The sequence below is a fragment of the Rothia sp. HMSC08A08 genome (assembly GCF_001808385.1).
In the GTDB taxonomy this organism is placed as follows: domain Bacteria; phylum Actinomycetota; class Actinomycetes; order Actinomycetales; family Micrococcaceae; genus Rothia; species Rothia dentocariosa.
Genome location: NZ_KV793070.1, coordinates 1 through 1878 on the forward strand (window position 1 = coordinate 1; position 1878 = coordinate 1878).

Below are 1878 nucleotides of genomic sequence, written 5' to 3' on the forward strand. Positions count from 1 at the left end.
AGGGGAGCGTCCTGCACGAGGTGAAGCTGCCACGGGAGTGTGTGGTGGATTGTGTGGGAGTGAGAATGCAGGCATGAGTAGCGAATCACGGGTGAGAAACCCGTGCGCCGGATGATCAAGGGTTCCAGGGTCAAGTTAATCTGCCCTGGGTTAGTCGGGGCCTAAGGCGAGGCCGACAGGCGTAGTCGATGGAGAACGGGTTGATATTCCCGTACCAGTGAAGGACCGTCCATACTGATATTGTGATGCTAACCATGCCGATCACGGTGTCATGAAGTTTTTCTTTGTGGTGTTGTGGGGTGTGTGGGACCCAAGCTTTGGAGGTAAGCGTGTTAACAGGTGTGACGCAGGAAGGTAGCCAAGCCACGCGGTGGTTGTCGTGGTCTAAGCGTGTAGGATGACTGGTTGTTAAATGCGCTGGTTGTGTGTCTGAGACGTGATGGGACCCCTTGTTTGTGGGGGATTTGGTGATCCTATGCTGCCGAGAAAAGCATCGGCGTGAGGTTTTAGCTGCCCGTACCCGAAACCGACACAGGTGATCAGGTAGAGAATACTAAGGCGATCGAGAGAATCATGGTTAAGGAACTCGGCAAAATGCCCCCGTAACTTCGGGAGAAGGGGGGCCCTGAGCGTGATCTGCCCGTGCGGTGGGGAGCGTGTAGGGGTCGCAGAGACCAGGGGGAAGCGACTGTTTATCAAAAACACAGGTCCGTGCGAAGTCGTAAGACGAGGTATACGGACTGACTCCTGCCCGGTGCTGGAAGGTTAAGAGGATTGGTTAGCCCTGTGTGGGCGAAGCTGAGAATTTAAGCCCCAGTAAACGGCGGTGGTAACTATAACCATCCTAAGGTAGCGAAATTCCTTGTCGGGTAAGTTCCGACCTGCACGAATGGAGTAACGACTTCCCTACTGTCTCAACCATGAACTCGGTGAAATTGCAGTACGAGTAAAGATGCTCGTTTCGCGCAGCAGGACGGAAAGACCCCGTGACCTTTACTATAGTTTGGTATTGGTGTTTGGGTTGGCTTGTGTAGGATAGGTGGGAGACTGTGAAGCCGCTACGCTAGTGGTGGTGGAGTCGTTGTTGAAATACCACTCTGGTCAATCTGGATGTCTAACTTCGGGCCATGATCTGGTTCAGGGACAGTGCCTGATGGGTAGTTTAACTGGGGCGGTTGCCTCCTAAAGTGTAACGGAGGCGCCCAAAGGTTCCCTCAGCCTGGTTGGCAATCAGGTGTTGAGTGTAAGTGCACAAGGGAGCTTGACTGTGAGAGTGGCGACTCGAGCAGGGACGAAAGTCGGGACTAGTGATCCGGCAGTGGCTTGTGGAAGCGCTGTCGCTCAACGGATAAAAGGTACCTCGGGGATAACAGGCTGATCTTGCCCAAGAGTCCATATCGACGGCATGGTTTGGCACCTCGATGTCGGCTCGTCGCATCCTGGGGCTGGAGGCGGTCCCAAGGGTTGGGCTGTTCGCCCATTAAAGCGGTACGCGAGCTGGGTTCAGAACGTCGTGAGACAGTTCGGTCCCTATCCGCTGCGCGCGTTGGAGAATTGAGAAAGGCTGTCCTTAGTACGAGAGGACCGGGACGGACGAACCTCTGGTATGTCAGTTGTACCGCCAGGTGCATGGCTGATTGGCTACGTTCGGGAGGGATAACCGCTGAAGGCATCTAAGCGGGAAGCCTGTTTCGAGATGAGTTCTCCTGGCGCCCTTTTGGGTGTGTGAGGCTCCTTAGAGATGATGAGGTTGATAGGCCGGGTATGGAAGCGTTGTAAGGCGTGGAGTTGACTGGTACTAATAGGCCGAAGACTTATTCACACTAGAGTTGTTGGTGGTGTTTGCGTTCGCTGTATAGTTTTGAAACAACAAACCTG

Annotated in this window: 1 rRNA gene; it reads left to right on the top strand. The window is 54.1% G+C overall.

The features are described from left to right. Positions 1-1822, top strand: a 23S ribosomal RNA gene (locus HMPREF3164_RS05365); the annotation flags it as partial. Positions 1823-1878 lie beyond the last annotated feature (56 nt).